This window comes from Halosimplex halobium (assembly GCF_051414055.1).
In the GTDB taxonomy this organism is placed as follows: domain Archaea; phylum Halobacteriota; class Halobacteria; order Halobacteriales; family Haloarculaceae; genus Halosimplex; species Halosimplex halobium.
Map to the genome: position 1 here is coordinate 83,742 of NZ_JBLKNX010000007.1, position 20,805 is coordinate 104,546.

Below are 20,805 nucleotides of genomic sequence, written 5' to 3' on the forward strand. Positions count from 1 at the left end.
TTCCGGTCGAACGGCACCGTCAGGTCTGTCGGCGAGAAAGTATTTACCGGCGGGCGCGCCCGTCTGTCCCGTGACGCCGACACGCCGCTCGGTCCTCCGGGGGATCGGTGCCGCGGTCCCGTTCGTGGTCGCGGGCTGCGAGGCGCCGGATTCACCCGAACCGGACGCCGACGCCGCACCGTCGCCAGCGCCGACCGACGCCCGGACGCCGTCGCGGACGCCGGAGCCGACGGGGTCGCCCTCGCCGACGCCGGACCGCGATGCCGGAGAGGTGTTGCCCGAGCCGGGCGACGGCTGGACGCTCGTGGAGACACGGGGAATGGCCGCGCGGATGCTCGGCGCCGAGACGGGCGTCGTCGGCGAGTACGAGCACTCCCGCGGCACGCGCTTCCGCGCCGTCGTCCTGGAGCGGTTCCCGCGCCACGACCCGACCGGCAAGGCCGAGCGGTGGGCCTGCATCGGCTGGGACGTGGCGGTCGCCTACGGGGACTTCGCGTTCGCCGCGGGGACCGGGACCGAGCAGCGGAACTACACGCCGGAGACGCCCCCGTACATGGACCGGACGGCGATCCCCGGCAGCGCGGACCGGTCCCGGGAACTGCTCGCGCGGTCGCCGCTGCTCTCCATCGACCGCGTCGACGAAAACGAGGTCACCTGCGAGGAGTGAGCGGCTCGCCGACCCCGGTCACAGCCCGTTCGCCATCGGCGCGAGGTGCAGCGGGTGGGAGCCGCCCGACCCGTCCCCGCGGTCGTCGATGCCGGGCGTGGGCGGAACCGCCCGTTTGTGCAGCGAGTCGACGTACATCCGCGCGACGGTCTCGGCGGTCTCCGGGCTCGCGTCGAGGTCCTCGATAACGTCCTCGACGCGCTCGCTGCGGTCGACGACCCGGCGGAGCACGGGGTCGATCGCCGAGTAGCGGGCGCCCAGGTCCTCCGCGTCGGTCTGGCCGGCCCACAGGTCCGCGGTCGGCTCCTTGGCGACGATCCGCCGGGGGACGCCGACCTGCTGGGCCAGCGCCTGGACCTCCGTCTTGTAGAGGTCGCCGAGCGGGAACAGGTCGGCGCCGCCGTCGCCGTACTTGGTGAAGTAGCCCAGCAACAGCTCCGAGCGGTTGGCCGTCCCGCAGACCAGATACGACCGGGCGTTGGCCGCGTAGTAGAGCGCGCACATCCGCAGGCGGGCGGTGAGGTTCCCGATCGCCCGCCGTCCGCCGTCGGGTGCGACCTCGGGTGCGACGTGGTCCTCGAACAGGTCCAGCAACGGCCGCAGGTCGACCTCACGGAACTCGATGCCCAGCCCCTCGGCCATCGTCTGTGCCTCCCGCGCGTTGTCCGCGTCGGTGTGGGCGGGCAGCCCCATCCCCAGGACGCGGTCGTTCCCGAGCGCCTGGACGGCCAGGTTCGCCGTCAGCGTCGAGTCGACCCCGCCGCTCAACCCGACGACGACGCCTCGCGCGCCCGCCGCGGTCACTCTGTCCTTGATGAACGCCACCGCCTCCTCCCGGACCGCCGCCAGGTCGTCGCGGTCTGTCAGGAAGCCCGGGCCGTCCGTCCGGACCGACGTTACCCCCTCGTCGGCGTCACTGGATACCATGTGTTCGGTCACCGTAATACGTTTTCTCTGGTCGAACGTCTCGTATTTAGTTTTGATCCTTAAACAAGTAGTAAGGATTGGCCTAATCAGTGATCGTAGCGGGGCGCGTAAGTCGGTGGTGGCGGGGTCGTCGGATATTTCGTCTGCGCGATACAACAATCGCGGTATGGTCGGGGATCGATGGAACGAGTTCTACGCCACCGGCGAGTACGAGCGGTGCGCGTACCTCGCGGGGGAGGAGATGGACGAGTACGTCGACCGGTTTCTCGACGGATCGGGGGTCGACCCCGAGTCGTTCGCCTCGGTCGGCTGCGGCCCGGCAGTGACCGAGTTCGCGCTCGCCGAGCGCCATCCCGACACCGAGTTCTACTGCTATGATCTTGCCGAGGACGTGATCCGGGACGACCGCGAGGTGGCCGACCGACGTGGCCTGTCGAACATCACCTTCCACGTTCGCTCGCTGCCCGACCTCGACCTGGGTCGGGAGTTCGACATCGTGTACTGCATGGCGACGCTGTACTTCGTCGAAGCCATCGAGGACGCTATCGAGGCGCTCTACGACCACGTGCAACCCGGCGGCTACCTGATCTTCAACTACCCGAACGAGGCGACCCGGGAGTGGCTCCGGGACGAACCCGAGGGGAAGCGGGAGTTTTTCGCGCCCGTCGCTGCGGGAACGAACCTGCTCACTCGGGAGGCGATCGAACAACTGCTCGGCACGGATGTCCGCGATTACTGGAAGTTCGTCGGTGCGACCGATCTACAGTCCGGGAACAGTCCCGCCGTTTTCGTGCAACGGTAGTCCGGCAAGTCATACGAGCATCCGCGCCGCAGGCGCGGTTCACCGGACGCGAGCGAACGGAGTGAGCGAGTCGTCCGGCCTTTTTCCCCAAGTTTTTGCGACGGAGGATCCCCGCAGCGCGCCGCTGGCGCGCAAGGCGCTCTCCGTCGGAAAAAGTGGGTCCTAGTAGAAAGCGACCGGCTGGCCCTCGGTGGCGTCGCCCTCCTCGATCTTGTCGAGGGCGTCCTCGAAGTCCCCGGTGCGCACGTCGGTGCGGCCGTCGCGGATGGCGAACATGCCGGCCTCGGTGGCTAGCGAGGCGAGTTCGGCGCCGGAGAACCCCTCCGTCTCCGCGGCGAGGTGCTCGAAGTCGACGGTCTCGGCGAGGCTCATGTCCGCGGTGTGGATCTCGAGGATGCGCTTGCGGCCCTCGGCGTCCGGTTCGGGCACCTCGATGAGCCGATCGAAGCGGCCGGGACGGAGGATCGCGCGGTCCAGCATGTCGAAGCGGTTGGTGGCGGCGATGATGCGGATCTCGCCGCGGTCCTCGAAGCCGTCCATCTCCGAGAGCAGTTGCATCATCGTGCGCTGGACCTCGGCGTCACCGGAGGTCTTGGACTCGGTGCGCTTGGCGGCGACGGCGTCGATCTCGTCGATGAAGATGATGGCGGGCTCGCGCTCGCTGGCGAGCTCGAAGAGATCGCGGACGAGTCGGGAGCCCTCGCCGATGAACTTGCGGACGAGCTCGGAGCCGGCCATCTTGATGAACGTGGCGTCGGTCTCGTTGGCGACCGCGCGGGCGAGCATGGTCTTGCCGGTGCCCGGCGGGCCGTGCAGCAGGACGCCGCTGGGCGGCTCGATGCCGACCTCGTCGAACTGTGCGGCGTCGACCAGCGGCTGCTCGACGGCCTCGCGGACCTCCTGGATCTGTTCCTCGAGGCCGCCGATGTCGTCGTAGGTGACCGTCGGCGACTCGTCGACCTCCATCGCCTGGGCGCGGGCGTCGGTCTCGCTCTCGAGCTGGGACTGGATGGAAAAGGAGTCGTTGATGGCGACGCGGTCGCCGGCTTCGAGCCCCTCGCGCAGCTGGGTGGGGAGCTCGGTGAGCACCTCCTGGTTGTTGCCGTGCTGTTTGACGACGACGCCGTCGTCGAGGATCTCCTCGGCGGTGGCGACGTACAGCGAGGAGGTCTTGAGCGTCTCGTTTTCGCGTTCGAGCTGGTCGACCTCCTCGGTGAGCTCCTCGCGGCGCTCGCGTGCGCTCTCGAGCTGGGTTTCGAGTTCGCGGTTCACCTGGACGAGCTGTTCGTAGTGGTCCGTGAGCGCGCCCAGCCGTTCGGATGGAGACATGTCGGGGTCGAGTTCCAGCCGGGGGCGCTCGGGGAGCGAAGGACTGCGGGACATCGGGTTAGTGGGTGGTAACGAGCGAACGAAAAAGTGCCTTTGGGTATTCCGGGTCCGTGGTCGGCGTCCGTTCCGGCGGTCGCCGGCGGGGAGGCGGACCGCTTCGGCCGGGTTCCGCGGTCGCTTGCGCCCGCCCAGTCCCGCGAGCCCCCTCGCGTCGCGTGCCGGCGCAATGGAGAAGGCTTATCGGCCGGCGTCGCACACCGACGGGCATGGTCGAGTTCGTAGTACCGGAACCCGATTACGACCGGTACTCAAACCGTCAGCTGGCGGCCGTCCCGCTGGCCGTGCTGGCGATCGCGTTGCTGGTCCTCGCGGGGTGGACCCTCGTGACCGGGACACCGGTCACGCCGGGGATCGAGTTCACCGGGGGGATCGAGATACAGATAGAGACCGACGCCTCCCAGTCCGAGGTGCGACAGAGCCTCGACTTCGACGACTCGGTCCAGCCGATCGTCGGCTCCAACGAGTACATCATCACGACACAGGCGACCGACACGGACGCCGTCCGCTCGGCCGCCCAGTCGGCCGGCTACGAGATCGTCTCCATCCAGTCGCGGTCGGCGAGCTTCGGCGCCGACGCCCAGCGGCTCGCGCTGATCGGCATCGGCGTCGCCTTCGTCGGGATGAGCCTGCTCATCTTCGCGCTGTTTCGGACGTTCGTTCCCTCCATCGCGGTCGTCGTCTCGGCGTTCTCCGACATCATCATCCCGCTCGCGCTGATGAACGTGTTCCAGATCAAGCTCTCGCTGGGGGCGGTGGCGGCGCTGCTGATGCTGATCGGGTACTCCGTCGACTCCGACATCCTGCTGAACAACCACATCCTCCGGCGACGCGGGGACTTCTACGAGAGCACCTACCGCGCGATGCAGACCGGTGTGACGATGACCGTCACCTCCATCTCGGCGATGGTCGTCATGTGGATCGTCTCGTCGCTGTTCGGCATCCCGCTGTTGCCGGACCTCGCGATCGTGCTCGTGTTCGGACTCACCGCCGACCTCATGAACACCTACATGCTGAACCTGAGCCTGCTCCGCTGGTACAAGTACGAGGGGGTGGCCCGATGAACACCGTCACACGCGGGGCGCGTGACGACCTCACGCGAATCAAGGGGGGATTCGCGTGAACCTCCGCGAGAACTGGCGGATCGTCATGCTGGTCGTGTTCGTCCTCGCGTCGACGTTCGCGCTGTTCGGACCGGTCGGCGCGGTCGACGGCGGCGCGAACAACAGCTCCGCCTACGGTTCGGCGGACGGACCGACGAACCTCAAGTTCGGACTCGAACTGGCGGGCGGGTCGCGCATCCGCGCGCCGCTGGTCGGGACGACCGCCGAGAACCTCGACATCGGGCAGGACGAACAGGCGAGCGTCCGCCAGACCGTCGCCGCCCAGCTGGACATCCCGACCGGCGACGTGTCCGTCGTGTCGAACACCGGCAACGGAGACGCCGTCGAAGTGCTCGTCGAGGGCGTCGACGAACAGCGGTTCCGCGACGCGCTCGCGGAGGCGGGACTCGACGGTGAAGGGGCGGAGATACGCAGCGGCGTGACCGCCCAGACCCGCCAGCAGACCGTCGAGACGATCTCGGCGAAGATCAACCGCGGCGGCCTGAGCGGCGGGCAGGTAGCCACCCAGCGCTCGGCGACGGGCGAACAGTACGTCGTCGTCGACGTGCCCAACGCCAACACCACCGAGGTGCTCAACCTCATCGGCGACGAGGGCGAGGTCAGCATCGTCGCCCACTACCCCGTCGAGTCCGGCAACGGCACCGTCTACCGCAACCAGACGGTGCTGACCAACGAGCAGCTCGAACAGTCCCAGGTCGGCATCGCCGAGACCTCCGACAGCGGCGAGCCGTTCGTCCCGATCACGCTGACGGAGGACGCCGCCGCGAGCTACGCCGGCGACCTCGTCGACATCGGGTTCACGTCCGACCAGGCGACCAGCCCGTCGAGCTGTCGCTACCGGGAGAACCCGAAGGACGCGGGCTGGTGTCTGTACACGGTCGTCGACGGCGAGGTCGTCTACGCCGCGTTCATGAGCGACGGGCTCGCCCAGTCGATCGAGTCCGGCGAGTTCGAGAAGGCCCCGAGCTTCCGAATGTTGACCACCTCGACCGACGAGGCCCAGGCGCTGCAGGTCAACCTGCGAGCCGGCGCGCTGCCGACGCGGCTGGCCGTCGAGGAGGGGACCGTCCTGTTCCTCCAGCAGAGCCTCGGTGACCGCTTCAAGTGGCAGGCGCTGCTGACGGGCCTGATCGCCTGGCTCGCGGTCAGCGGCGCGGTCTTCCTGCGCTATCGGAACCCCCGCGTCGCCGTCCCGATGCTCGCGACCGCCGCCGCCGAGGTGTACCTGCTGCTCGGGTTCGCCGCGGCCATCGGCCTCCCCCTCAATCTCTCGTATATCGCCGGGTTCATCGCCGTCATCGGGACGGGGGTCGACGACCTGCTGATCATCGCCGACGAGATCCTCAACCAGGGTGAGATCGCCACCGGCAGGGTGTTCCAGAACCGCTTCCGCAAGGCGTTCTGGGTCATCGGCGCCGCCGCCGTGACCACCATCATCGCCATGAGCCCGCTCGCGTTCCTCTCGCTCGGGGACCTGCAGGGCTTCGCCATCGTCACCATCGTCGGCGTCCTCATCGGCGTGCTGGTCACGCGACCGGCCTACGGTGACGTGCTCCGGAACTTGATGCTCGACCAGGGCGGCGACTGAGCGCGACTCCGTTTTTTCGCGGCGCTGTCCGGGCGGTCGCCAGGGGACAGTCGTTCTTGGCGTGCGGACCGTTCAGGCGCTCGCGTGCGGGCCGTTCAGGCCCCCGAGAAATCGTTCTCCGCCGCACCGTCGACCAGAATCGTCCCGTCGCTCGTGACGGTCACGCTGTGGCCCGGGAGCTCGAAGGTGAACGTCCACGTGCCTCCCGGGTGTTCGGCCAGTTGTTCCAGTGCGTCGGGGTCGACGTGATCCGCGAGCACGAAATCCAGCTCCCGCGGATCGCTGTTTCGAGCACTGGCGACGGCATCGACGATATCCGTCGACAAGCTGTCGTTCACTGGTGGTTTTTCACGGCTTGTTACGAAAGAAATCACACCTAACTGGTAAGGTGGGAAACGAGGTTTCCGTATCCAACACCGTCGCGAGTCGCTCTGGCGTCCGGAATTCGGGGTCTAGAAGTCGTCGAGGGTCGTCCGCCGGAGGCCGCTGCCGTCGGACCGGACTTCGGTCTCGTCGGCGGTCTCGTCGACCGCGCGGCCGCCGTCGGGTTCGAACTCGCCGAGCGAGGACTGCGAGACCGCGGCGAGGGCGTCCTTGCTGGTCTGCCAGGACGCGCGGGCGCAGGCGGGCAGCTCCTCGTGGTCGGCGACGTAGGCTTCGAGGAACTCTCTCGTCGTACTGTCGCCGGGGTAGCCGCTGCCCACCTCGCCGTACTCCTCGGCCAACCGCTCGACGTGGGCGTCGCGGGCCACCTTCGCGACGATGCTGGCCGCACCGACGACGGGGTAGGTCTCGTCGGCACTGTGTTCGGCGCGGGCGTCGATGGCGGCGCTGGCGGCGTCCTCGACGCGCCGTTCGAAGCGGACGGCGTTGGTGTCGCCGGCGTCGACGTACCCCTCCAGGGGGTCGTCGTCGGTCGGCATCCCGTCGAGGGCGTCGGCGAGCGCGTCGACCGCCTCGGCGTGGGCGGCGACGGTCAGCGAGTTCATGTCGGTCTCCTCGTCGTCGATGCGCTCGACGGTGATCTCGGCGACGCCGACCGACCCGACCTCGCGGATCCGCTCGGCGAGTTCCGCCCGGCGCTCGGGGGCGATCCCCTTCGAGTCACCCACGTCGTCGGGCAACTCGGCGGGATCGACCGCCACCGCCGCCGCGAACATCGAGCCCAGCACCGGCCCCTTGCCGGCCTCGTCGACGCCGAACTCCTGCATGGCCGCGGCTTGTGCCCCCTCGTATTTAAACCGTCGCGGTCGAGACGCCGACCGTCTGACGCGCGTCTGCCGTCTCGGGGGCGCTCCCGGCGGTTCTATCCGCTCGAACCGCGCTCCCGGTAGGTTCGAACGGCGTCAGCGACCTGAAAAAGCGGGGCGGGCGCGTTCGCGCGCGGTCGGGACGCGGTCAGGCCCCGTCGGCCGGCGTTGTCACTCGACCCGCTCGTCGAGTTCCCGGGCGAGGCTGCGGCCGATGGATTCCATGCCGGCGTCGCCGGGGTGGAGGATGTCGGCGGTGTAGCCGGACACGTCGGTCAGCTCGCGGCCCTCGACCACGGAGATATCGGGGTGGTCGGTGTCGGCGACGATCGCCCGGAGCGTCTCGCGGTAGGCCTCGGCGCGCCCGGCGTCGCCGCCCTCGATCACGTCGGGATAGTAGGGGAACAGCGTGATACAGACGATCGGCTCGTCGGGGTGGGCCTCGGCGACCGTCTCGACGAACGCCTCGGCGCGGGCCTCGAACTCCTCGACCGGGAAGTCCTGGTTGGCCATGTTGATCGACAGCGCGAGCGTGGCCACGTCCCAGTCGTCGCGCTCGGCGACGTACTCGCCCATCGGGGGGTCGGCGTAGGCCGAGCCCGAGCAGCCGAAGTTCAGGGGGTCCCAGCCCAGTTCGCGGGCGGCCCGCGAGACGTAGTTGAGGTGGTCCGCCGACGCCGCGGCGCCCTCGGTGATCGAGGTGCCGTAGGCGAGATAGCGCGTGTCGGGCAGCTCTCCGGGCTCGGGCGGCCGGCAGTCGCCGCGCACGTCGTGGACGGCGACCGCGGGGACCCGTTCGAAACAGATGCGACAGACACGCGGGTCGTACCGTCCGTCCAGGTCGGCGTCGAGTTTCCGCAGCCGTTCGGGCACCGAGAGCGTGAGCGTCGTCGGCTCCGGCCCGATCTCCGTCGGTTTCCAGGGCTGGAACCCGCCCCAGAACACGTGGAGTTCGCCCGGCTCGTCGGCCGAGAGCGTCACCTCGATCTCCGCGTCGTCGCGCTCGGGGACGAAGCGGAGTTCGCTCCCGGTCGGGTGCCGAACCCGGTCGTCGGCCATCTCGTTGAGTTCGGCGGCCACGTCGGCCGGGAGCCGGTGGAGCCGGTCGCCCTCGTCCGTCCAGTCGGCGGGCACCGTCTCTGCGACGTTGTGCAGCGACACCGATGGGTACTCCTCGAGCGTCGTCATTCGGCCTGACAACTCACAGCCGCCCCCTTGGCTCCGTCGGTGGCGGCGGCTTCGCCCGGTTCGGGCTACTCGCCGTCCGCGGCCGGTGACTCCCCGTCGCCGGATCCGTCCGACGCCGTCTCCCGCTCGTCGCTCCCGGCCCCCTCGCTGTCGCCATCGGCGCCGGCGTCCCCGGGCTCGTCGCGGAAGAACTCCTCCCTGGCGAACGGCTCGTCCTCGCCCTGTACGTCGAGCACGTCCAGCGCGGTCACCTCGGCGTCGACGCCGAGCAGGCCCGCGAGGCTCGGCTCGGTGCGGCCTTCGTCGCTGGAGACGAGTTCCTTGACGTAGAGGCCGCCCTCACCGTGGAGTTCGACGGTCGCCGTCCGCTCGTCGTCCAGCTCGCCCTCGATGTCGTAGACCTCGCGGGTCCGCGTCAGGTCGGCCCGCCGGTGGTCGACCCGCTGGGGCGTCCGCTGTTCGACCGTCGCGCCCGCCAGCTCGTCGAGCGCGGCCTCGAAATCGGCGGCGTCGACGGCCTCGTCGAACTCGACCTCCATCCGGTAGGTCTTGCTGGCGTCGAGTTCCTTGACGCGCTCGACCATCTCGTGGGTGGCCTGCCGGATCTCGGTCACCTCCACCTTGCCGTCGGCGAACTCGTTGATCTCGGGCTGGAGGGTCGCGGCGTCGACGGTCCGCTCGCGGGGCTCGTCGATCTCGATGACGAACGGGCGGCCGCCCTCGAGCATCAGGGCGTCCACGTCCTCGCGGCCGGCGCCGTGGAAGGTCGCTGACTCGCCGTCCATCGCCTCCTCCACGACGGGGGCGGTGAGTTGCTCGACGCTCTCGTCGTACCGGTAGCCCGACCCGTCGCAGCCCTCACAGATCTCGCCGCGGATCAGGCCCGTGCCGTTACAGTCGTTGCAGGGCCACTTCGTCTGGGGGATGTCCCGTTCGAGCTTGCGGTAGCGGCCGTAGACGAACGCGGAGTTGACCTGCGCGTCGACGGTGTCGTCGCCGAGGTTCAGCGTGATCTGCACGTCCGGGCGGCCGAACTCCACCTCGGCGCCCGTCTCGCGGCCGAACCGCTTGCCCACTTCCCTGTTGAGTTCGGTCTTGAGCGCTTCGCCGGCGTCCGAATCGAGCCCGAGGTCCTCCCGGAGGAGCGCGTCGTTCTCCTCGAACAGCGGCGGGACGCGCGTCCCGACCTGGAAGGTCTCGAAGTCGTAGTCGGCGACGGCGTAGGCGGCGCGCTCGGCCCACTCCTGGACGCGCTGCTCGGTGGATTCCCCCTCGCAGACCCAGCACGGCTCGTCCGGTTCGAGGTCGGCAACGGGGCGGTCGTCGGCGAGCGCGACGGCGACGCGGAGGCTCCGGCCCCGCTCGCGGTTGGTGAGGCCGAAGCTCCGCTCGGCGAGCAGGCGGCCGAGACAGGGGTCACAGAGCGGCCCCGTCTCGACGGCCCGCCGCGCCAGGTCGAGCACGTCGTCGGTCGGGCGCGCGTCGTCGGTCATGGGGGAGAGTGGGCGACCGGGCCGTAATTCCCTTTCGACATCCGCGGACGCGCTCGTCTCCCGGCGATACCGTCCGTTCGGGACCCGGCGCCGCTCAGGCGTCGGGGTCGGTCGGCGAGTACTCGCTGCAGTCCTCCCCGCCGATGGTCGAGTCGGTGCAGTCGAACTCCGCGGGGTCGACGAACACCTCGCCGCCGACGGTCGCGCCGTCGAGTTTCACTCCCTCGTCGGCGGTTACCGACCCGTCGACGCTGCTGTCGAGGACCTTCACCGATTTCTCGTCGCTCTCGGCGTCGCCGCCGACCGACCCGCCGTCGATGACCTCGACGGTCTTTTCTGCCCGCACAGCGCCGCCGACCGTCGCGCCGTCGACCTTCACGTTCTCGGTCCGTGCCCGCACCGAGCCGCCGACGGTCCCGTCCTGGACGTTGACGTCCTTCTCGACGGTCACGTCGCCGTAGATCCGCGAGTCGTCGAGGTCGACGAGCTTCGCGTGGCTGACCGCGTCGCCGACGACCGCGCCGCCGTTCTGGAGTTCGATCACCTTGTCCGTCTCCACGTCGCAGGCGACGGCGATCCCGTCGACTTTCGCGTCGTCCGTCCCGCCGTCGGTCTCGGCGTCGACCCAGTCGCAGCCCTCGTCCGGCGACGGCACCGTCGCGTCGGCGTCGACGGTGAACTCCTGGAGGACGTAGCTGGTGTCGTGGTCGCCGAACCAGACCACCTCGACCGTCTCGTCGGTCGCGTACACGCGCCGGCTGTCGGCGGCGGCGAAGTCCGCGCCGGCCAGCGCCTCGTCGTTCGCGACCCCGCGGAGGCGAACGTCGTCGCCGTCGAGTGCCTCGCCGTGGTCGTGGACGAGCGCGTGCTCCCCCGGGAGGTCGCCGGCCGACTCCAGCGACAGCCGCACCTCCGGCGCGGGCTCGCGCTCCTCGGTCAGCCCGAGGACGACCCCGCCCGCGACGACCGCCAGCACCACCACTATCGCGACGAGCAACGTGGCCCCGATGACCGGGGAGAGTCCCCTGTCCCGTCGGTCGAGCCGCGACACTGTGTCGGAACGCAGGAGTGGACCGACTTGACCGTTTCCGGTGGTTTCAATTCGTGAAACCGCTTCCCCGACGAGACCGGCTGTCGGGATTACACGTCTCGAAGGCCGAGACTGTACTCCAGGGCACGATCGACCTCGTCGAGACGCTCGTCCGGTATCGATCCGATCACCTCGGTGACCCGTTCCTCGATCGATACCGTCCGGATCTGGCTGCACAGAACTGCCGAGTCCTCGCGGAGGGCGCACTCCTCGGCGGGCACGAGCACCTCGAAGGGGTGCAGCTGGTCGCCGAACGAGGTGGTGAACGGGACGACGACCGTGGTCGGGGCGTTCTCGTTGCCGACGTCGTTCTGGACGACGAGACAGGGGCGGGTGCCCCGCTGTTCCGACCCGCGCGTCGGGTCGAGGTCGACGACGATGTCGCCGCGACGGACGTGTGTCCCCGCCATCTACCAGTCCGGCGCGTCTCCGAGGTAGTCGTCGGCTTCACTGGACGTGTGTTCCATCTCCTCGGCGATCTCGCGGGCGCGCTCGGCGGTGGCGCGATAGCCCGCTGCGAGCTCCTCGCGCGTGACGGGCTTCTCGATGACGACCCTCCCGTCGTCCTCCCGGACGACGACCTCGTCACCGCCGTCGATGCCCAGCCGCTCGCGGATCCCCTTCGGGATCGTCACCTGCCCGCGCTCGCCGACCGTCCGCTCCTCCTCGCTCGACATGTGCGATCATATCGTATTCATACTCATGGCCCTTGTGGTCGCGTCGGTACTGGTAGGGAGGGTGCGAGCGGAACAGTCCGGCGGGTACGCTCCCGAAACCCGAACGCCTTTACTCGCCAGGCACGCCCTCCCGCTATGGATCCGCGGGCGACGCTGCTCGCACTGCTGGTCGGGCTCGTGCAGGGCGTCCTGGAGTGGCTACCGGTCTCCAGCGAGGGCGGCGTCGCGCTCGTCGTCGCGCTGTTGACCGGCGAGTCGGCGTTCGACGCGACGCAGTTCGCGCTCTTCCTGCACGCGGGGACGGCCGTCGCCGCGCTGGCCTTCTACCGCGAGGAGGCGGTCGGCGTCCTCGAATCCGTCCCGGCGTGGCGGCCGCGCGACGCCTTCGGCGCCGACCGCGCCGACCTGACGTTCTACGGGGTCGCGACGCTCGTCTCGGGGGTCGTCGGGCTCTCGATCTACGCCGCGCTCTCGGAGGCCGCCACGGAGCTGGCGGGCGGCGCGTTCGTCGCCGCCGTCGGCGTCCTGCTCGTCGGCACAGGTCTGATCCAGCGGGCCGCCGACCGCTGGGGGCTGGGCGAGCGCGAGACGCCCGGCGCCGCCGACGCCGTGCTCGTGGGCGTCTGTCAGGGCCTCGCCCTGCTCCCCGGCGTCTCCCGGTCGGGCACCACGGTCAGCGCGCTGCTCCTGCGGGGCCACGAGGGCGAGCGCGCGCTACAGCTGTCCTTCCTCCTCTCGATCCCCGCCTCGCTCGGCGCGGGCCTGCTCGTCGTCCTCGACGAGGGCGTGCCGACGATCCCCGTCCCGCAGGCGGTGCTGGCGCTCGCCGTGAGCGCCGTCGTCGGCTACCTGACCGTCGGCGCGCTGGTGGCGCTGGTCCGCCGCGTCGCCTTCTGGGGCGTCTGCGTCGGCTTCGGCGCGCTGGCGGTCGTCGGCGGCGGCCTGCTCGTGCTCGCCGAGCGCGGATTGCTCGCCGGCGTCCAGGACTGGCTGCTCGTCGTGTGAGTGATCGCCGTTGTGTAGCTGCTCGCCGTCGTGTACGTAGGTGCCGCGCACCCGGTTTCCGTAGCGGGCGCGCGGGGAGGGCCGAAGCGATGTCTCGGGAGTCGTTCAGTTCGCTCGCGTCACTTCGCCGCCGGGCGGCCGCGCTCGGCGCTCAGCCGCTCGTGGGCGCGTCGGGCCACCGGAACGGTGACCACGTGCCGGAAGCGAACGGCCGCCGCGGCGACGGCGACGCCGACGGCGACCGCGGGCTGGGCGACGGCCGCAACCATCGCGACCGCCACCGCCATCGCGACCGCGCTGACTGCGACGACCCGGGCGACCGAGTGGGACGCGACGGAAGCCGATACCGCGGCCGAACCGTGGACAGGTTGGCTCATAGAGTAGCAAGGCGGAAACCCACGACTTCACAGGTCGTGGGAGGAAGCCGACGACACCGACACACTCCACGACCGTTGACAGCAGATTCCCACACGATTCGGTAAATAATATAAATCTACGCCTCACTATATGAAGTATGGTGGAGGTGCGGCGAACTGTCGTCGTCAAACTGACGGTCGACGACAGCGACGCAGCTCTCCTCCAGGAAACCATCGAGGAGTACTTGTGGGCTGCCAACTACGTCGTCGAGGACGCCTGGCAGGACGAGTACAAGCCCACGTCCAAGCAGCAGCTCCACGAGCGGACGTATACGGACGTACGCGAGCAGACGAGACTCCAGGCCAATCTCGTTCAATCCGCGCGGAACAAGGCTGCCGAGGCAATCAAGGGTGTCGTCGCGCGCTGGCAAGCGGGCAAAGACGCCTCACGACCACAGTTCACCACGCCGTCGGTCCGCTACGACAAGCGCAGCGCGACCTTCCACGACGACCACGTCTCGCTCTCGACGGTCGATGGCCGCATCGAGGCCGACTACGTTCTGCCGCCCGAGGGCGACAATCCACAAACGGAGTATCTCCGCGACGACGACTACGAGATTACAGGCGCGACGCTCCAGTACCGCGAGGCGACGGACACGTTCTTTCTTCACGTCGGCACAAGGGCCGAAGTGGAGTCGGAGATACCGGACACCGGCGATGCCGAGCACAGCACAGTCCTCGGTGTCGACCTCGGTATCGAACAGCTCGCCGTCACCTCGACTGGCCAGTTCTGGAGCGGTGGCCTCCTGAACCACCGTCGGCGGGAGTGCGAGCGCGTCCGTGGAAATCTCCAGCAGACTGGGACGGAATCAGCCCATCGAACGCTCGAGCAACTGGGCGATCGGGAGACACGATGGGTCGAGGACTACTTGCACCGGGTTTCGAAGTCCATCGTCCAGGAAGCACTCGCCCACGACTGCGAGACGATCGTCTTCGAGGAATTGACCGACATCCGCGAGCGACTACCTAACGCCAAGCAATTCCACGCCTGGGCGTTCCGTCGGTTGTACGACTACGTCGCCTACAAAGCCGAAGCGGAAGGCATCGAGACGACGCAAGTCGACCCAGCGTACACGTCCCAACGCTGTTCGAAGTGCGGGACGACACTGGCGGAGAATCGGTCGTCACAGGCGCGGTTCTGTTGCCAGAAGTGTGGCTACGAGGTCAACGCCGATTACAACGCGGCGAAGAACATCGGCGTTCGGTATCTCCGTGCGGGGCAGAAGTCTCCGCACGGAGGGGCGACACGTCACCTCGCCCTGAAGTCGGGGACGCTGAACGTGAACGGCGAGTATTCGCCTGCCGCCCAGTAGCGGCCAGAACGGGAGTCCACCGACAAGCCCACGGCCTCAGCCGTGGGTTGGTGACATCTGATCGAAGGGCCGGGGCCACCATAAGTATAATACGAAATACATTTCTGTAGGGCGAAATACTGAAACGCAGTCCGGTAAGAGCTCTGTCACTATCCGGTCGACCGTGCTCGCCGAGCGGCGAGCGACAGGGTGGCGCCCCGGGATATTTGTGCCGCGGAGTCCCGAGTGTCGAAGTATGGCCGACGGAGGAGACTCCGGAGAACAGAGACCGGGTGCCGACGAGCGCGGGGACGGAATCGTCGAGCGAGTGTCCGCGGAGGGCGCCTTCGAGCTGCTGGGCAACGAGACGCGCCTCGCCACCGTGCGGGCGCTGTTCGAGGCCGACGACCCGCTGTCGTTCTCGGCGCTGCGGGACGCGGTCGGGGTGCGCGACAGCGGGCAGTTCAACTACCACCTCGACAAGCTCCGCGGGTCGTTCGTCCGCGAAACCGACGAGGGGTACGCGCTGACCGCGGCGGGGACCCACGTCGTCGGGTCGGTCCTCGCCGGCCACTACACGAAGACCGTCGCGGGCGACCCGGTCCCCGTCGACGCCGACTGCCCGTACTGCGAGGGGTCGCTCGCGGCGCTGTTCGACGAGGAGTACGTCCGTATCGCCTGTTCGGACTGCGACCGGAACGTGATCAGCCTCACCGTCCCGCCGGGGGCGTTCGAGGACCACCCCCGCGAGGAGTGGCCCGTCGTCGCCGAGCGCTGGACCCGCCGGACGTTCGAGCGCTACCAGCGCGGGTTCTGCGGGGTCTGCCACGGCCCCGTCGACCCGCACCTGGAGCTGGACCCGCCCGACGTACACGACGTGTACGACGCCGGCGTCCGGTACGCCTGCCGGCGGTGCGGCGACGACATGTTCGCCAACGTCGAGGCCACCGTCCTCTCGCACCCGGCGGTCGTCGCCTTCTACTACGAGCGGGGGATCGACGTGGCCGAGACCCCGATCTGGGCGTTCGACTGGGCGGTCCAGCCGACGGCCTCGGTCGTCGCCGAGGACCCGCCGCGGGTCGAGGTTCCGGTCGAACACGAGGGCGACCGCCTCGTGCTCACGCTGGACGAGGCCGCCGACGTGGTCGCGGAGCGCCGCGCGTGACCGCGGTGCGTGTCGCGGTCGTACAGTGCGAGATTGCCCAGACGAATTTATATAGGTCGCGCCGTCATCCTTCGATAGCTGCGACATGAGCGGGGACGAAGCCAAACTCGTGGACGCCTCGGGCGACTACGCGTTCGTCGTCAGGGACGGCGAACCGGTCGACCAGCCGCGCTGGCGCTCCTCGCGCGTCGTCCTCACCAGCGAGCGGATCGTCCTCGCCGACGCCGACGGCAACCAGTCGTTCCCCCACGGCGCCGTCGAACTCGTCGACGACCCCGACGGCGTGGTCCCCGAAGGGTTCCCCGCCGACGGCGCTACCGCGCTCCGGGCCGGCAACCACACCCTCCTCGTCGACGCTCCCGAGGTCGACGCCTTCGACCGGGAGTACTGCCGCGCGGCGCTGGACGCGGAGGTCATCCTCGTCAAACACCCCGCAGTCGTCGGCGGCGTCGTCCAGGACACCGAGTGGTCGAAGGCCCGCTTTCGCTTCGCCGACGACACCGTCAAGCTCGCGCTCCCCGGCGGCCGGAGCACGTCTTTCCCCGTCGAGGACGTGGGCACCGTCGAGACGGCCACCCAGGAGGTCATGGGCAGCCGGCGGCAGGTCGTCCGGCTCGAACACACCGACGAGGAGGACCGCAGCGTCGAGACGCACTTCTCGGGCACCGACGCCCACTGCCGCGCGCTCGCTCACCTCTTCGAGGCCGTCGTCTCCGAGCGGGGCAGCGAGGAGCACGAGCTCACGGAGACCGAACGCCAGGTGCTGATGGCGCTGTACTCGGGCGTCTCCCCCTTCGAGATGAGCGACTTCGTCGGCATCAGCGTCGAGGAGGTCGAGGAGATCTACGGGAAGTTGCTGGAGATGGACGCCGTCGACGAGGTCCGCACCCGCACCGAAGTGTCGCTCAACGCCCACGGGCGGAATCTGGCGAGCGAAGCGATGAGCGAGCAGTAGCGCTACTCCCCCGAGAGATACTCGTGGACGGCTTCGACGAATTCGACGTACCGTTCGAGACTGTTCTGGACGGCATCGAACACGATTTCGTCTGTATTGCCCATCTTCTCCCCTGTTCAGGCATTTCCCGAGTCTACCTCGCCGTCGTTCCGAAGCCGCTCAACGGCCGCTGCTACCCGGTCTTTCGCCGCTTCCGTCGAGAGTTCTTCCCCGGCGAATTCCGCTTTCAGTTCGGCTCGTTGGTCCTCCGACCCGCGGATCGTCACTCCGTGTTCGAAGACGGTCTCGGCGAAGGATTCGGGCATGGTCCGAACGTCCACGATATCGATGTCGTAGGAGATCGCGTCCCCGACCGCCGAGCGGAGGCGGAGATACGCGTCGCTGTATCCCTCGTCTTCGGGACCGAGCGCCTCGAACGACACTGCCAGATCGAGGTCGCTGTCGGTATGTACGTCATCCTTCGCGAGGGACCCGAAGACCATCGCGAACGAAACCCCGTGTTCGGAGAGGATCTCGCGCACTCGGGTCAGTTCCGCCTCGTCGAGGGGAAGACGGCGCTCGGCGGAGGTCATTGCTTCTAGTTCGATCCCACCGACGTATTAGTGTTGGTGCCGGCGTCGACGGGTTTGTCCAGGCCTCTGTCTCCGGATGCACCGACGAGGTCCGCACCCACACCGAGGTGTCGTTCGACGCCCACGGACGGTACTTGACGAGCAAAACTACAAGCGACAGGTGTTTCGACCACAGAAGCGCCCTCTTCCCGCTGGTCTGCTCCGTTACTCGTCGTCGACGCTCACGCACGTCCCGGCCTCGGCCGACCGATAGATGGCGTCCATGACGCGCTGGACGGTCAGCGCCTCCTCGACCGTACTGTCGGCCGGGGGCTCTCCCTCGGCGACGGCCTCCAAGAACCGTTTGTCGTTGCCTTCCCAGCCGGTGTGGTCGAGCGACCCGTCGGCCAGCTCGGCCTCCATCACGTGGTCGGTGCCCTGGCGACCGGACTCGATCAGGTGCAACTCCTCGCCGCCGAGGTCGAGGCGCGCCCCGGCGTCGGTCCCGCGGACGAGGAACTCCTGGGACTCGGTCTGGTTGGCCGCCCAGGCGACCTCCAGGGAGACCGTGCGGTCGTCGGCACAGCGGATCATCGCCGTCGCCGAGTCCTCCACGTCGAAGACGGCCTCCTCGGTCTCGTCGTACCAGTCGCCGGGGTCGGCGTAGTCCTCCCGGTTGCCGAACTCGGTGCGGGTGACGGCGAACACCTCCTCGACGGGCGGGAAATCCAGCAGGTACAGCGCGAAGTCGATGGCGTGGACGCCGATGTCGACGACCGCGCCGCCGCCGGACAGCTCCTCGTTGGTGAACCACGAGCCGACGCCGGGGATGCCCCGCGAGCGGACGTAGTCGGCCTGGACGTGGGTCACGTCGCCGAACCGGCCGTCGGCGCGGTAGCCGGTTAACACTTCCGCCGCGGTCGAGACCCGGTTGTGGAAGTTGACCATGCAGAAGCCCTCGGCCTCGCGGGCGGCCGCGGCGATGCGTTCGGCCGCGTCGAGGGTATCCGCCAGCGGCTTCTCGCAGAGCACGTCGTAGCCCCGTTCGAGCGCGCCGACGACCGACTCCTCGTGGAAGGCGTTGGGCGTCGAGACGACGACCGCGTCCAGGTCCTCGCGCTCGTACATCTCGTCGGCGTCCTCGTAGGTCGTCGCGCCGAACGACCGGGCGAACTCGTCGCGGCTGTCGGCCACCACGTCCGTCCCCGCGACGACCTCGTGGCCGAACTCCACGGCGTTGTTCGCGTGTGTCTGGCCCATGAAGCCGAGTCCGACGACGCCGAGGCGCACCGTCTGCTGTCCGTCTGTCATGGCTGTGATCCCGTCTGGACCGCGGATGAGCCTTTGGGCCGCGGCGGCCTGGTCCGGCTGTCGGTCTCCGGGTGAGTCGGCGCCGATTCCTCCGCGTCGTCGGGAGCCGTTGGCGGGTTCGGACCCCGGCCGAGGCGACCGATTTCGGGAGGCGATAATCGGCCCGCAACGCCTATTGCGGGCGACCGGGAAAGCCCGACAATCGCGGTCCCATGAGCAACTCGGAGAAGAAGGTGACGGACATGCAGGGCCGGTACATGCAGGCCGTCGCCGACGGGCGCCAGCGCGACGACGCCGACTGGCAGTCCTGTCGGATCGTCCTGACCACCGAGCGGCTGGTGCTCGTCGCCGAGGAGAAGCTGACCGTCCCGCTCGCGGAGATCGACGAGATCGGCGAGCGCTACGACGTGAACCAGCGCGCCGCGGGCGTCGCCAGCTACCTCGGCCTCCACGTCGGCGACGACGTGGTGCTGGTCTCGGGCGCCGAACACGACGAGTTCGAGACCGACTTCTACCACGCCTGCCTCAACGGCGAAGTGCTCTTCGTCGACCACCCGGCTGTCGAGGGCGGCGTCGTCCAGGGCACCGACTGGACGAAGGCCCGCATCCGCATCACCGACGACGACATCCGGCTGGCGCTGGCCGACGGCGAGCGGGTCGTCATCGAGCGCGACGACATCGGCGAGGTCGAGGAGGACGAGCGCCAGGCCGCCGGGGACGAGCGCCGCGTCATCGAGGTCGAACACAGCCAGGGGGAGATCAGCGTCGAGACGCACGTCACCGGCGACGAGTACGACCTCTCCGTCCTCTCGCAGGTCCTGGAGGAGGGCGTCGAGCGCAACCGGGCGGATCTGGACCTCGGCCCCGTCGAGAAACAGGTCGTCATGGCGCTGCACTCGGGCGTCTCGCCGTTCGAGATCCCCGAGTTCGTCGACGCCGAAGTCGAGGAGATCGAGGCCATCTACGACCGGCTGATCGAACTCGACGTGATCGAGGTGGTCCGAGAGCGCACCGAGGTGGCGATGACCGCCCGCGGGCGCTCGGTCGCCGGCGAACGGATGGGCGAGCAGTGAGCGGTGCCGGGGGAATCGGGGAGATGGTCGCTCACGCTGCCGCGGGGTCGGGTCGTTCGTCGTCGACGAGATCGATATCGATCTCGAGTCCGTCGTAAGGGAACCGGGGCTGCTTGGCGGTCCCCGGTCCGGCGTCTGCCCACTCGACGACGCCGAGTTCGACCAGTTCACTTAACTGCCGATGAACGGTCTTGTAATCGCGCTCGACCAACTCGGAGGCGGCTCTGATACTCTCCGGGTCGTGGGCTGCGATGGCCTCCAGTAGCTCGATACGCTGGGCGCTCAACAGGTCGAACAGTTCGCCGTACGACTCGAACCGCAGTTCGGGTTGCACGTCGTCGAGGTCTTCGGGATCGGCGCCCGACTCGATGGCTTCGAGGCGGTCGCGCGTTCGTTCGGCCAGTTCGTCCATGGTCCCGACCGTGATCTTGAGTTTCGTCATGGTTCTCTCCGTTCGATGGCACCTCACCGCGGCAGATCTTCGAGGTCCGTCCGGACCGTTTCGAGGAACTCCTCGTACAGCGGTGTCATCCCCGGAAATTCGATCTGCTCGACCCCTTCCTCGGTATGTTTTTCGTGGCCCTTCGTATCCTCGTGTGCGTTGTCGTACCGAAGGATCGTCTCCCCGTCGATCGTTCCGAAGTGGAGCGCGTATCGCCACCCGCTGGGGTACGCGTCGTCGTCGGTGGTGGCGATAGCCACGTCGACCACCTTGTCGCCTTCCGTGTACGACCAGTCGTCGACCGGGTGGTAGGGTGCCATCCCTGCCTATGGCTTTGACACCATAGAATGAAAAGCCTGTGGGGGAAAGCACCATTTCACGGTCGATATCTCTGGTATCGAGT

The 20,805-nt window shown here is 68.6% G+C and carries 23 protein-coding genes; 9 read left to right on the forward strand and 14 right to left on the reverse strand.

Annotated features, from left to right (window positions below; genetic code table 11):
* Positions 1 to 70: 70 nt before the first annotated feature.
* Positions 71 to 667 carry a hypothetical protein gene (locus ACMGFG_RS08960; RefSeq protein WP_436929998.1) on the forward strand — a complete coding sequence of 199 codons (597 nt, stop codon included), beginning with the start codon at positions 71 to 73 and terminating at the stop codon, positions 665 to 667.
* An 18-nt stretch (positions 668 to 685) separates the two neighbouring features.
* Here ACMGFG_RS08960 and ACMGFG_RS08965 read toward each other — a convergent pair whose 3' ends face one another.
* Positions 686 to 1,594: an NAD+ synthase gene (locus ACMGFG_RS08965; RefSeq protein WP_436929999.1), complete on the reverse strand. Its 909-nt coding sequence runs from the start codon at positions 1,592 to 1,594 to the stop codon at positions 686 to 688.
* Positions 1,595 to 1,760: 166 nt separating this feature from the next.
* Between ACMGFG_RS08965 and ACMGFG_RS08970 the strand changes: the two genes are divergently transcribed.
* The gene (locus ACMGFG_RS08970; protein ID WP_436930000.1) at positions 1,761 to 2,396 is read left to right on the forward strand and encodes a class I SAM-dependent methyltransferase; all 636 of its coding nucleotides are present in this window, start codon (positions 1,761 to 1,763) and stop codon (positions 2,394 to 2,396) included.
* A gap of 162 nt (positions 2,397 to 2,558) precedes the next feature.
* On the opposite strand, the gene pan2 is transcribed toward ACMGFG_RS08970, so the two are convergent.
* On the reverse strand, positions 2,559 to 3,779 hold the full coding sequence (pan2, locus tag ACMGFG_RS08975; RefSeq protein ID WP_436930001.1) for a proteasome-activating nucleotidase Pan2: 1,221 nt from the start codon (positions 3,777 to 3,779) through the stop codon (positions 2,559 to 2,561).
* Positions 3,780 to 3,991: 212 nt separating this feature from the next.
* Between pan2 and secF the strand changes: the two genes are divergently transcribed.
* Together secF and ACMGFG_RS08985 are read left to right on the forward strand one after the other, a co-directional pair.
* Positions 3,992 to 4,846, forward strand: coding sequence for a protein translocase subunit SecF (gene secF / locus ACMGFG_RS08980; RefSeq protein WP_436930002.1), 855 nt, complete (start codon positions 3,992 to 3,994; stop codon positions 4,844 to 4,846).
* A gap of 55 nt (positions 4,847 to 4,901) precedes the next feature.
* Positions 4,902 to 6,494 (forward strand): preprotein translocase subunit SecD, encoded by a 1,593-nt coding sequence (locus ACMGFG_RS08985; protein ID WP_436930003.1) that lies wholly within the window; start codon positions 4,902 to 4,904, stop codon positions 6,492 to 6,494.
* Between the two features lie 95 nt (positions 6,495 to 6,589).
* Here ACMGFG_RS08985 and ACMGFG_RS08990 read toward each other — a convergent pair whose 3' ends face one another.
* The 7 genes from ACMGFG_RS08990 to ACMGFG_RS09020 form a co-directional block, all read right to left on the reverse strand.
* Entirely contained in the window at positions 6,590 to 6,832 is a 243-nt protein-coding gene (locus tag ACMGFG_RS08990) for a HalOD1 output domain-containing protein (RefSeq protein ID WP_436930004.1), read from the reverse strand.
* Positions 6,833 to 6,946: 114 nt separating this feature from the next.
* Positions 6,947 to 7,705 carry a ribonuclease HII gene (gene rnhB / locus ACMGFG_RS08995; RefSeq protein WP_436930005.1) on the reverse strand — a complete coding sequence of 253 codons (759 nt, stop codon included), beginning with the start codon at positions 7,703 to 7,705 and terminating at the stop codon, positions 6,947 to 6,949.
* Between the two features lie 210 nt (positions 7,706 to 7,915).
* Entirely contained in the window at positions 7,916 to 8,932 is a 1,017-nt protein-coding gene (locus ACMGFG_RS09000; protein ID WP_436930006.1) for a GDSL-type esterase/lipase family protein, read from the reverse strand.
* Between the two features lie 65 nt (positions 8,933 to 8,997).
* Positions 8,998 to 10,425, reverse strand: coding sequence for a tRNA pseudouridine(54/55) synthase Pus10 (locus tag ACMGFG_RS09005; RefSeq protein WP_436930007.1), 1,428 nt, complete (start codon positions 10,423 to 10,425; stop codon positions 8,998 to 9,000).
* A 94-nt stretch (positions 10,426 to 10,519) separates the two neighbouring features.
* Positions 10,520 to 11,476, reverse strand: coding sequence for an archaellin/type IV pilin N-terminal domain-containing protein (locus tag ACMGFG_RS09010; protein ID WP_436930008.1), 957 nt, complete (start codon positions 11,474 to 11,476; stop codon positions 10,520 to 10,522).
* Between the two features lie 89 nt (positions 11,477 to 11,565).
* The gene (locus tag ACMGFG_RS09015) at positions 11,566 to 11,925 is read right to left on the reverse strand and encodes a type II toxin-antitoxin system PemK/MazF family toxin (RefSeq protein WP_436930009.1); all 360 of its coding nucleotides are present in this window, start codon (positions 11,923 to 11,925) and stop codon (positions 11,566 to 11,568) included.
* Entirely contained in the window at positions 11,926 to 12,192 is a 267-nt protein-coding gene (locus ACMGFG_RS09020) for an AbrB/MazE/SpoVT family DNA-binding domain-containing protein (RefSeq protein ID WP_436930010.1), read from the reverse strand.
* Between the two features lie 135 nt (positions 12,193 to 12,327).
* Here ACMGFG_RS09020 and ACMGFG_RS09025 point away from each other — a divergent pair, with 135 nt between their 5' ends.
* Positions 12,328 to 13,197: an undecaprenyl-diphosphate phosphatase gene (locus tag ACMGFG_RS09025; protein ID WP_436930011.1), complete on the forward strand. Its 870-nt coding sequence runs from the start codon at positions 12,328 to 12,330 to the stop codon at positions 13,195 to 13,197.
* 119 nt (positions 13,198 to 13,316) lie between these two features.
* On the opposite strand, the gene ACMGFG_RS09030 is transcribed toward ACMGFG_RS09025, so the two are convergent.
* Positions 13,317 to 13,574 carry a hypothetical protein gene (locus ACMGFG_RS09030; protein WP_436930012.1) on the reverse strand — a complete coding sequence of 86 codons (258 nt, stop codon included), beginning with the start codon at positions 13,572 to 13,574 and terminating at the stop codon, positions 13,317 to 13,319.
* Between the two features lie 137 nt (positions 13,575 to 13,711).
* On the opposite strand from ACMGFG_RS09030, the gene ACMGFG_RS09035 reads away from it, so the two are divergent.
* The 3 genes from ACMGFG_RS09035 to ACMGFG_RS09045 all read left to right on the forward strand — a co-directional run bounded on the left by ACMGFG_RS09035 (position 13,712) and on the right by ACMGFG_RS09045 (position 17,025).
* Positions 13,712 to 14,926, forward strand: a complete 1,215-nt coding sequence (locus ACMGFG_RS09035) for an RNA-guided endonuclease InsQ/TnpB family protein (RefSeq protein ID WP_436930013.1) — start codon at positions 13,712 to 13,714, stop codon at positions 14,924 to 14,926.
* A 235-nt stretch (positions 14,927 to 15,161) separates the two neighbouring features.
* Positions 15,162 to 16,070, forward strand: coding sequence for a winged helix-turn-helix domain-containing protein (locus ACMGFG_RS09040; RefSeq protein WP_436930014.1), 909 nt, complete (start codon positions 15,162 to 15,164; stop codon positions 16,068 to 16,070).
* An 85-nt stretch (positions 16,071 to 16,155) separates the two neighbouring features.
* Positions 16,156 to 17,025 (forward strand): CheF family chemotaxis protein, encoded by an 870-nt coding sequence (locus ACMGFG_RS09045; RefSeq protein WP_436930015.1) that lies wholly within the window; start codon positions 16,156 to 16,158, stop codon positions 17,023 to 17,025.
* A 116-nt stretch (positions 17,026 to 17,141) separates the two neighbouring features.
* On the opposite strand, the gene mntA is transcribed toward ACMGFG_RS09045, so the two are convergent.
* Positions 17,142 to 17,546 carry a type VII toxin-antitoxin system MntA family adenylyltransferase antitoxin gene (gene mntA, locus ACMGFG_RS09050; RefSeq protein ID WP_436930016.1) on the reverse strand — a complete coding sequence of 135 codons (405 nt, stop codon included), beginning with the start codon at positions 17,544 to 17,546 and terminating at the stop codon, positions 17,142 to 17,144.
* A gap of 255 nt (positions 17,547 to 17,801) precedes the next feature.
* A complete protein-coding gene (locus ACMGFG_RS09055; protein WP_436930017.1) occupies positions 17,802 to 18,887 on the reverse strand; it encodes a Gfo/Idh/MocA family protein in 1,086 nt (361 codons plus the stop codon).
* Positions 18,888 to 19,099: 212 nt separating this feature from the next.
* On the opposite strand from ACMGFG_RS09055, the gene ACMGFG_RS09060 reads away from it, so the two are divergent.
* Complete coding sequence (locus ACMGFG_RS09060; protein WP_436930018.1) at positions 19,100 to 19,960, forward strand: CheF family chemotaxis protein; 861 nt, start codon at positions 19,100 to 19,102, stop codon at positions 19,958 to 19,960.
* Between the two features lie 31 nt (positions 19,961 to 19,991).
* Here ACMGFG_RS09060 and ACMGFG_RS09065 read toward each other — a convergent pair whose 3' ends face one another.
* On the reverse strand, positions 19,992 to 20,402 hold the full coding sequence (locus ACMGFG_RS09065) for an HVO_A0114 family putative DNA-binding protein (protein WP_436930019.1): 411 nt from the start codon (positions 20,400 to 20,402) through the stop codon (positions 19,992 to 19,994).
* A gap of 23 nt (positions 20,403 to 20,425) precedes the next feature.
* The gene (locus ACMGFG_RS09070) at positions 20,426 to 20,722 is read right to left on the reverse strand and encodes a toxin-antitoxin system TumE family protein (protein WP_436930020.1); all 297 of its coding nucleotides are present in this window, start codon (positions 20,720 to 20,722) and stop codon (positions 20,426 to 20,428) included.
* Positions 20,723 to 20,805: the final 83 nt, after the last annotated feature.

Coding starts and splice junctions, on each gene's coding strand:
- ACMGFG_RS08965 (WP_436929999.1), bottom strand. CDS start 1,594: ATGGTATCCAGTGACGCCGACGAGGGGGTAACGTCGGTCCGGACGGAC.
- ACMGFG_RS08970 (WP_436930000.1), top strand. CDS start 1,761: ATGGTCGGGGATCGATGGAACGAGTTCTACGCCACCGGCGAGTACGAG.
- pan2 (WP_436930001.1), bottom strand. CDS start 3,779: ATGTCCCGCAGTCCTTCGCTCCCCGAGCGCCCCCGGCTGGAACTCGAC.
- secF (WP_436930002.1), top strand. CDS start 3,992: ATGGTCGAGTTCGTAGTACCGGAACCCGATTACGACCGGTACTCAAAC.
- rnhB (WP_436930005.1), bottom strand. CDS start 7,705: ATGCAGGAGTTCGGCGTCGACGAGGCCGGCAAGGGGCCGGTGCTGGGC.
- ACMGFG_RS09000 (WP_436930006.1), bottom strand. CDS start 8,932: ATGACGACGCTCGAGGAGTACCCATCGGTGTCGCTGCACAACGTCGCA.
- ACMGFG_RS09005 (WP_436930007.1), bottom strand. CDS start 10,425: ATGACCGACGACGCGCGCCCGACCGACGACGTGCTCGACCTGGCGCGG.
- ACMGFG_RS09015 (WP_436930009.1), bottom strand. CDS start 11,925: ATGGCGGGGACACACGTCCGTCGCGGCGACATCGTCGTCGACCTCGAC.
- ACMGFG_RS09020 (WP_436930010.1), bottom strand. CDS start 12,192: ATGTCGAGCGAGGAGGAGCGGACGGTCGGCGAGCGCGGGCAGGTGACG.
- ACMGFG_RS09025 (WP_436930011.1), top strand. CDS start 12,328: ATGGATCCGCGGGCGACGCTGCTCGCACTGCTGGTCGGGCTCGTGCAG.
- ACMGFG_RS09030 (WP_436930012.1), bottom strand. CDS start 13,574: ATGAGCCAACCTGTCCACGGTTCGGCCGCGGTATCGGCTTCCGTCGCG.
- ACMGFG_RS09035 (WP_436930013.1), top strand. CDS start 13,712: ATGGTGGAGGTGCGGCGAACTGTCGTCGTCAAACTGACGGTCGACGAC.
- ACMGFG_RS09040 (WP_436930014.1), top strand. CDS start 15,162: ATGGCCGACGGAGGAGACTCCGGAGAACAGAGACCGGGTGCCGACGAG.
- ACMGFG_RS09045 (WP_436930015.1), top strand. CDS start 16,156: ATGAGCGGGGACGAAGCCAAACTCGTGGACGCCTCGGGCGACTACGCG.
- ACMGFG_RS09055 (WP_436930017.1), bottom strand. CDS start 18,887: ATGACAGACGGACAGCAGACGGTGCGCCTCGGCGTCGTCGGACTCGGC.
- ACMGFG_RS09060 (WP_436930018.1), top strand. CDS start 19,100: ATGAGCAACTCGGAGAAGAAGGTGACGGACATGCAGGGCCGGTACATG.
- ACMGFG_RS09065 (WP_436930019.1), bottom strand. CDS start 20,402: ATGACGAAACTCAAGATCACGGTCGGGACCATGGACGAACTGGCCGAA.
- ACMGFG_RS09070 (WP_436930020.1), bottom strand. CDS start 20,722: ATGGCACCCTACCACCCGGTCGACGACTGGTCGTACACGGAAGGCGAC.